8 protein-coding genes are annotated in these 7,993 nt (G+C 62.0%); 4 read left to right on the top strand and 4 right to left on the bottom strand.

Annotated elements, in window-relative coordinates:
• Positions 1–282, top strand: a 282-nt coding sequence (locus AC1RT2_RS26315) for a hypothetical protein (protein WP_493106732.1), incomplete at its 5' end; no start/stop codon positions are given.
• Here the strand turns inward: AC1RT2_RS26315 and AC1RT2_RS26310 are convergent.
• Positions 270–1,583 (bottom strand): ABC transporter substrate-binding protein, encoded by a 1,314-nt coding sequence (locus AC1RT2_RS26310; RefSeq protein ID WP_069057895.1) that lies wholly within the window; start codon positions 1,581–1,583, stop codon positions 270–272. The two genes, AC1RT2_RS26315 and AC1RT2_RS26310, sit on opposite strands and share 13 nt — an antisense overlap.
• A 180-nt stretch (positions 1,584–1,763) precedes the next feature.
• On the bottom strand, positions 1,764–2,717 hold the full coding sequence (locus AC1RT2_RS26305; protein ID WP_069057894.1) for a sugar-binding transcriptional regulator: 954 nt from the start codon (positions 2,715–2,717) through the stop codon (positions 1,764–1,766).
• A 256-nt stretch (positions 2,718–2,973) separates the two neighbouring features.
• Here AC1RT2_RS26305 and AC1RT2_RS26300 point away from each other — a divergent pair, with 256 nt between their 5' ends.
• Together AC1RT2_RS26300 and preA are read left to right on the top strand one after the other, a co-directional pair.
• Entirely contained in the window at positions 2,974–4,335 is a 1,362-nt protein-coding gene (locus tag AC1RT2_RS26300) for an NAD(P)-dependent oxidoreductase (RefSeq protein WP_160862525.1), read from the top strand.
• A 12-nt stretch (positions 4,336–4,347) separates the two neighbouring features.
• Positions 4,348–5,661 carry an NAD-dependent dihydropyrimidine dehydrogenase subunit PreA gene (preA, locus tag AC1RT2_RS26295; RefSeq protein ID WP_069057892.1) on the top strand — a complete coding sequence of 438 codons (1,314 nt, stop codon included), beginning with the start codon at positions 4,348–4,350 and terminating at the stop codon, positions 5,659–5,661.
• A 72-nt stretch (positions 5,662–5,733) separates the two neighbouring features.
• On the opposite strand, the gene AC1RT2_RS26290 is transcribed toward preA, so the two are convergent.
• Complete coding sequence (locus tag AC1RT2_RS26290; protein WP_493106715.1) at positions 5,734–6,630, bottom strand: DMT family transporter; 897 nt, start codon at positions 6,628–6,630, stop codon at positions 5,734–5,736.
• 128 nt (positions 6,631–6,758) lie between these two features.
• Between AC1RT2_RS26290 and AC1RT2_RS26285 the strand changes: the two genes are divergently transcribed.
• Positions 6,759–7,232 carry an Lrp/AsnC family transcriptional regulator gene (locus tag AC1RT2_RS26285; protein ID WP_444796640.1) on the top strand — a complete coding sequence of 158 codons (474 nt, stop codon included), beginning with the start codon at positions 6,759–6,761 and terminating at the stop codon, positions 7,230–7,232.
• Positions 7,233–7,290: 58 nt separating this feature from the next.
• Here the strand turns inward: AC1RT2_RS26285 and AC1RT2_RS26280 are convergent, their stop codons facing one another.
• Positions 7,291–7,923, bottom strand: coding sequence for an exopolysaccharide biosynthesis protein (locus AC1RT2_RS26280; protein WP_493106713.1), 633 nt, complete (start codon positions 7,921–7,923; stop codon positions 7,291–7,293).
• Positions 7,924–7,993 lie beyond the last annotated feature (70 nt).

The following is a 7,993-nucleotide window of genomic DNA, read 5'->3' as shown; positions in this document are numbered from 1 at the left end:
ATCATCCAAACCAACAACAACCCAACCGAGGGCGCCAACATCAGCCGCGCCAATCCACGCGTGTTCGCAGTCGCCATTATCGTGACCTCCCTTTTCGCCGGCTGCTCCCCGCGCCGGACAGGCATCGCATCCCCATCGGACCGAGCCCAAGTGTTATTGTCACACATTTTTGCAGTTCCGGTGCCAGACTGGCCGCGCCGGATGCAAAGACCCCATTTTCGGCTGCCCGGAACGCATCCCGGGCAGCCCGTCCTTGGGGAGGAGGTTTTTTACTTGATGTAGCCGGCGCGGGTCATTTCGCGTGTCGTGACCTGCTGCGCCTGGGCGAGTGCATCATCGACCGTCATCTGGCCGGCGAGCGCTGCCGAGAAGAGCTGGCCGACCGTCGTGCCGAGACCCTGGAATTCCGGGATCGCCACGAACTGCACGCCGACATAGGGCACCGGCTTGACGGCCGGGTTCTTCGGGTCGGCGGCATTGATCGAGTCAAGCGTCATCTTCGCGAAGGGGGCTGCCTTCTGGTATTCCGCATTCGCGTAGAGCGAAGAGCGCGTACCCGGAGGCACGTTTGCCCAGCCTTCCTTCTCGGCGACCAGTGCGGCGTATTCCTTGCTGGTTGCCCAGGCAATGAACTTCTCAGCCGCTTCGGTCTTCTGCGAGCCTGCCGGGATGGCGAGGTTCCAGGCCCAGAGCCAGTTGCCGCGCTTGCCGAGGCCCGTATCGGGAGCCAGTGCATAACCGACCTTGTCGGCGACCGTCGATTCCTTCGGGTTCGATACGAAGGACGCCGCGACCGTGGCGTCGATCCACATGCCGCAATTGCCCTGCTGGAAGAGCGCCAGGTTCTCGTTGAAGCCGTTGGAGGACGCGCCCTGCGGGCCGGCGTCGTTCATCAGCTTGACGTACATGTCGAGCGTGTTCTTCCATTCCGGCTGATCGAACTGGGGCTTCCAGCTCTCGTCGAACCAGCGGGCGCCGAAGGCATTGGACGTGGCGGTCAGGAACGCCATGTTCTCGCCCCAGCCGGCCTTGCCGCGAAGGCAGATGCCGTTGATGCCGGCAGCGCGGTCGGTCATCTTGCGGGCCGCTTCACCGATGAACTCCCAGGTCGGGGCGTCGGGCATGGTGAGCCCGGCCTTTTCCATCAGGTCCTTGCGGTACATGACCATCGAGCTTTCGCCGTAGAACGGCGCAGCATAGAGCTTGCCGTCTTCGCCGGTGAGACCCGAGCGGATGGCCGGCAGCAGGTCGTCGACGTCGTAGTCGGCGCCGAGATTGTCGAGCGGCACCAGCCAGTTCTGCTTTGCCCAGATCGGAACTTCATAGGTACCGATCGTCATGATGTCGTACTGGCCGCCCTTCGTCGCGATGTCGGTCGTGACGCGTTCGCGCAGGACGTTTTCCTCGAGCGTGACCCATTCGAGCTGAATGTCCGGGTTCTTCGTCGTGAAGGCTTCCGTCAGCCCCTGCATGCGGACCATGTCGCCGTTGTTGACCGTCGCGATGGTGAGCGTTTCGGCGTTGGCGATACCGCACAGGAGAGCAGCCGAGCAGGTGCCCAGCAGAAGGGTTTTCAAATTCATCGTCTTCCTCCCAGAAGGGTTTTGAGCATTTGCTTCGCTCATGGGCAATTACCCACATAATGCCGTGAGAAGTCAACGATCAATCGTTGCTGCATCGCACAAAGCGCGGCAGCAGGCCTTGAATCTCCTAGGAAATTTCTGTGAGGTGGATAGGCTTCGACGCGGCCGGAAGCGCCTGCGTCAGGCCGAAAGCAGGTAACGCGCCGTCGACTCGTCGGTGATGACACCGTTGATCATGCCGCCGCGGAGAGCCGCAAGGAGGGCAAGATGTTTGCGTTTGCCCTTGGCGAGGCCGATGACCGTCGTCGTCTCGCGCGGCGGCAGCGGCACCGAGGCGACGCGCTCGTTGATGCTGTTGTCGAGCAGCTTGCCGTTGCGGTCGAACATCCAGCCGCAGATCTCGCCCGCGGCGCCCTCCTCCATCAGCCGCGCCATTTCCTCCGGATCGAGGAAGCCGTCGAGGCAGAGCGGCGCATCCGCGCCGAGTTCGCCGATACCGACAAAGGCGACGTCGGCTTCGCGGCCGAGCCGCAGGGTTGATTGTACGAGGCTCTGCTTGTGCAGGAGGTCGCGCTCTTCGGTGGAGGAGACGAGCACCGGCAGCGGCATCGGATAGTGCCGCGCCTTGACCGCATCGGCCATCGAGAAGATGACGTTGTAATAGGCAGCCGAACCGTCCGGGCCGATATTGCCGGTCAGCGACATGATACGGTGCTGCGGACATTCCATCGTCGGCAGCTGGTCGATCGCCGCTTTCAGCGTTCGCCCCGTCCCGACGGCGAGTACGATTGGATCGCTCTTCTTGAGCCAGCGCTCGATTTCCGCTGCACCCGCTTCCGCAATGCCGATCGTCGTGGACGAGGAGCCCGGATCGCTCGGCACGATATCGACATGCACCAGCGCGAATTTCTTGCGCAGCGCTTCGCCCAGTTCCAGGCATTCGGCAATCGGGTGGTCGAGGCGCACCTTGATCAGTCGTTCGGCAACGGCGAGCGAAACCAGGCGTTGTGCCGACTGACGCGAAATGCCCATGGCGGAGGCGATCTCGTCCTGCGTGCGGCCCGCGACGTAGTAGAGCCAGCCGGCCCTCGCCGCATCATCCAGCCGCCCGGCTGTTTCCGTCCGCTTCGCCATTATATTCCCCGCTTGTTTCACACGATTTGCTGCATCTTTTCGGGTCATCTGTCAAACGCCACATGATGCCGCGGCAAGAACAGCCTTCGACGCCCGGCCTCCTCGCCGAAAGAAAAACATAACCAAAAATCTCATGTTTTTCTGCGCTGAACCACCTGAGAAACCGGCATTTCATTTGAAATTTTACCGTTTGATAAAAAAATAAACCTGAGTTACCGTTCTGTCATTCAAAAGCCCACGCGAATGGGAGAATAACATGGGAACGACGCAATCTGGGATTCATCGGGGGCGTCTTGCGCCTGCCGAATACGAGACGAACTTTTCCGACCTCCACCCGCGCCTCGACGATCATGAGGCGCTGGTCGCAGCCGACCGCTGCTACTTCTGTCATGACGCGCCGTGCATGACGGCCTGTCCCACCTCCATCGATATTCCGCTGTTCATTCGCCAGATTTCGACGGGCAATCCGATCGGCTCGGCGAAGACCATCTTCGACCAGAACATTTTAGGTGGCATGTGCGCGCGCGTCTGTCCCACCGAAACTCTGTGCGAACAGGCCTGCGTGCGCAACACCGCCGAGCACCGCCCCGTGGAAATCGGCCGCCTGCAACGCTACGCGACAGACGTCGCGATGACGGAGAACAAACATTTCTACGAGCGCGCCGAGCGTACCGGCAAGGCCGTCGCCGTTGTCGGCGCCGGCCCGGCAGGCCTTGCCAGCGCCCATCGCCTTGCCATGAACGGCCATGACGTCGTGGTCTTCGATGCCCGCGAAAAGGCCGGCGGCCTCAACGAATACGGCATCGCCACCTACAAGACGGTCGACGATTTCGCCCAGAAGGAAGTCGATTACGTGCTGGCGATCGGCGGCATCGAGGTGAAGAACGGCCTGAAACTTGGCCGCGACTTCACGCTCGCCGACCTTACCGCCAATTTCGACGCCGTCTTCCTCGGCATGGGCCTTGCCGGCGTCAACGCACTGCGCGCCGAAGGCGAAACCTTGCCGGGAGTGGTTGATGCCGTCGATTTCATCGCGGAACTACGCCAGGCCGAGGACAAAGCCGCCATCCCGGTCGGCCGCCGTGTCGTCGTCATCGGCGGCGGCATGACGGCAATCGACGCCGCCGTGCAGGCCAAACTGCTCGGCGCAGAGGAAGTGACGATCTGCTACCGCCGCGGCAAGGAGCATATGAACGCCTCGCCGTTCGAGCAGGATCTTGCCGCTTCCAAGGGCGTGATGATCCGCCACTGGCTGCAGCCGAAGCGCGTCATCGCCAAGGATGGGCATGTTGCCGGCATCGAGGTGGAATATACCGAGATGCGCGATGGCACGTTGACCGGCACCGGCGAGACCGGTGTGCTGGCAGCTGACCAGGTCTTCAAGGCGATCGGGCAGAGTTTCGAGGCCTCGGGCCTCGGTTCGCTTGCCATGTCCGGCGGCCGGATCGTCATCGATTCCGAAGGTCGCACCTCGGTTCCCAATGTCTGGGCGGGTGGCGACTGCGTGAAGGCCGGCGAGGACCTGACGGTCACCTCCGTCGCCCAGGGGCGCGATGCCGCCGATTCCATAAACCGCATGCTGGCTGCCGGTGCGCAGCCCGCCGTTGCCGTCGCTTGAGGGAGATGAGACATGGCTGATCTTCGCAACAATTTCGTCGGCATCAAATCGCCCAACCCGTTCTGGCTCGCCTCCGCGCCGCCGACCGACAAGGCCTACAATGTCGAGCGCGCCTTCAAGGCGGGCTGGGGCGGCGTGGTCTGGAAGACGCTCGGCGAGGAAGGCCCGCCGGTCGTCAACGTCAACGGACCGCGCTATGGCGCGATCTGGGGCGCCGACCGCCGGCTTCTCGGCTTGAACAACATCGAGCTCATCACCGACCGCGACCTCTACACCAACCTGCGCGAAATGAAGCAGGTCAAGATGAACTGGCCGGACAGGGCGCTCATCGCCTCGATCATGGTGCCCTGCGAGGAGGAGAGCTGGAAGGCGATCCTGCCGCTGGTGGAAGAGACCGGCGCCGACGGCATCGAGCTCAACTTCGGCTGTCCGCACGGCATGTCCGAGCGCGGCATGGGGGCCGCCGTCGGCCAGGTGCCGGAATATATCGAAATGGTCGTGCGCTGGTGCAAGCAGTACACGCGCATGCCGGTCATCACCAAGCTGACGCCGAACATCACCGATGTGCGCAAGCCCGCCCGCGCCGCCAAGGCCGGTGGAACCGATGCCGTGTCGCTGATCAACACGATCAACTCGATCGTCTCCGTCGATCTCGACAATTTTGCCCCGAACCCGACGGTCGGCGGCAAGGGCACCCATGGCGGCTATTGCGGCCCGGCAGTGAAGCCGATCGCGCTCAACATGGTGGCCGAGATCGCCCGCGACCCGGAAACCTATGGCCTGCCAATCTCCGGCATCGGTGGCATCACCACATGGCGGGATGCCGCCGAATTCCTGGTGCTCGGCGCCGGAAACGTGCAGGTCTGCACCGCGGCCATGACCTATGGCTTCAAGATCGTGCAGGAAATGATCACCGGTCTGTCGAGCTGGATGGACGCCAAGGGCCACCGCGACCTTGATGACATCTGCGGCCGCGCCGTGCCGAATGTCACCGACTGGCAGTATCTCAACCTCAACTACATCGCCAAGGCCCATATCGACCAGGATGCCTGCATCAAGTGCGGCCGCTGCCACATCGCCTGCGAGGACACCTCCCACCAGGCGATCACGCAGTTCGTCGATGGCGTGAGACACTTCGAGGTGATGGAAGACGAATGCGTCGGCTGCAATCTCTGCGTCAACGTCTGCCCGGTCGAAAACTGCATCACCATGGTCGGTCTCGAACCCGGCGTGCTGGACCAGCGCACTGGCAAGGTGGTCGATCCGAACTACGCCAACTGGACGACGCACCCGAACAACCCGATGGCCAAACAGGCAGCGGAGTAACCTTCTCTCGCAAAATCGATCGCAGGACATCACGTTCTGCGATCGAGCTTCGTGAGGAGAATGGCAAGGAAGTCAGCGTTTTCTCAAGATCGGGAAGACCATTCCAAATGTTATGCTGGCGATTGCGATGATCTGGGAAGGCGTCAGTGTTTCACCGAGCACAACCATGCCCGCCACCGCCGTCGCCACCGGAATGCACGGCATGAACAGCGAAGCCTGTTGCGGGCCCAGTTGACGAACGACGTAGGTGTAGAGCACCACCGCAACCGCACCGGCAAGAAAACCCTGGATCACCAATTGCGTGGCGATCTCGGCCATGGATGCCGTTGCCAGTCCGCTCGGCGCCAGAGCGTGCAGCAGAGGAAGCGGCAGGCAGGAGAAGAGGACGACGGCGATGGTCGTGGTCACCGCATCGAGCGACCAGAGCCTCACCAGCACCGCATAGACCGCAAACATGATCCCCGATCCCGCAAACAACAAATCGCCGCGCAACGTGTCGCCCGCGACGGCGCCTGCGTGGAAAACGAACAGCAGCAATCCGGCGATGACCGCGGCAATGCCGACCTTGCGCGCGCCGGATACCTTGTCCTTGAAGACGATGCGCGAGAACACGAAGGAGAAGAACAGGATGGAGGCGGGCGACAGGGCGGCGGCGTGGCTCGCCGGTGCATAGGTAAGCCCCTGATTGATGATCAGCGGATAGGGCAAACCCGTCAAAAGGGCCAAAAGAACGGCCTTCCGCCAGCCGAGCGCCCTCAGCTTTCCGGTGCCAGTGGTCCATAACACCGGCAAAAAGACGAGGGCAGCGCCGACAAATCGCAGGCTCACGATATCGGCCGCCGTCAGATGCTCCCGCAGGCTGAAGCGGGCGGCAACGAACTGGATGGTGGTGATCGCGACGAACACAATTCCCGCCAGAAGTGCCAGCCGTTTGCTGCCACCATAGTCTGCGATCGTCGCAACACGCACGCTTGCCTCCCTCTTGGCGGAACGGGACTGTCCCGTGGTAATCACATGCTATTGCGCGATCAAGCGTGGCTAAATATATTGAATTTCTGCATTCGAAGTGAAAATCACCATACGATGGATGAAATAGCGTGAATCATGAACTCGCCGATCTCGACACGATCGACCGCAGCCTGCTGAGGCTCCTTCAGGAAGACGGACGTCGCACCACGCTCGAACTGGCCAACCGGGTCGGCCTGTCCCCGACCGGTGCCAGCCAACGCGTCAAGCGGCTGTTTCGCGAGGGTTACGTAAAGGCCGTCAGGGCGATTCTCGATCCGAAAAAGATCGGCCGCGGCACCGTGGTGTTCATACAGGTCCGCCTCGACCATACGGCACCGCATATTTTCGAGCGGTTTTCCGATGCGATCTCGAAGGCGCCGGAAGTTCTGGAATGCCACATGGTCATCGGCGGCTTTGACTATCTCGTCAAAGCGAGAATTGCCGACATGTCGCTGTTTCAGGACTTTCTGGAGCGGGTGATCCTGCCTCTGCCCGGTGTAAGGGAAACCCACACCTATGCATCCGTGGGGGATGTAAAGCCCGACGCCGTGCTGCCGATTTAAATCATCGGAGAGACTTTGCTGATTTGCAGCGATCGGGCCGAAACGCTCGAGCCGGAACTCACCCGAAGACGTTAAAACTCTGCCCCGCGCTATAGGCCAGCAGCGCCAGCCCCGCAAAATAGACGATCGTCAGCACGACCATTACGTAGCCGCCGAGAACCACCAGTCCGTCGCGCTGCGAAATGCCGGCGGCGAGCAGCAGGATGGCGACGCCGGGCAGCGTGTTGGAGAAGGGAATGAGGCCGAGCGGCGCCATGAGCAGAATGCCGGCCCCCATCAGCACCAGGCCGTTGACGCGGTTCATCACCACACCGGCCGTCAGACCCGTCAGCCGCGGCTTGAAGAAACGGTCGAAGCGGCGCAGGAATTTTACCCCGCGCTCCAGCACCGGCCGGAGCTTGCCGCTTTCCAGCCGCCGGTCGGCGACCTTTTGCGGCAGCCAGGGCAGCCGGTTGAGCGTGATCGCCGCACTGATCAGCACGATGCCGGCACCGAACACTGTAGACACGCCCGGAATGGATACGGGAAAGAGAAACGGCAACGACAGGAAGGCGCAGAGCAGCAGCAGGCCGCTTTCGCCCATCATCGATAAAAGATCGCGCAGCGTGATGTGCTCGCCCTTGATCGAGTGGATGATGTCTTCGAGCAATTCACTCGTCTTGCGGTCGGTGTCCCTGAAGCCGATGGCCATCGTCTCTACTTGTCCTCTGCTGTGTCGCCGGCCTATGGCCGGCGATTGCGGCTTTCATGTGGGGCTGGCG

The sequence above is a fragment of the Shinella sp. GW821-FHT11G07 genome (genome assembly GCF_058808115.1).
Note: the sequence above shows the minus strand (reverse complement) of the source record. Positions and strands in the feature narration are given on the sequence as shown.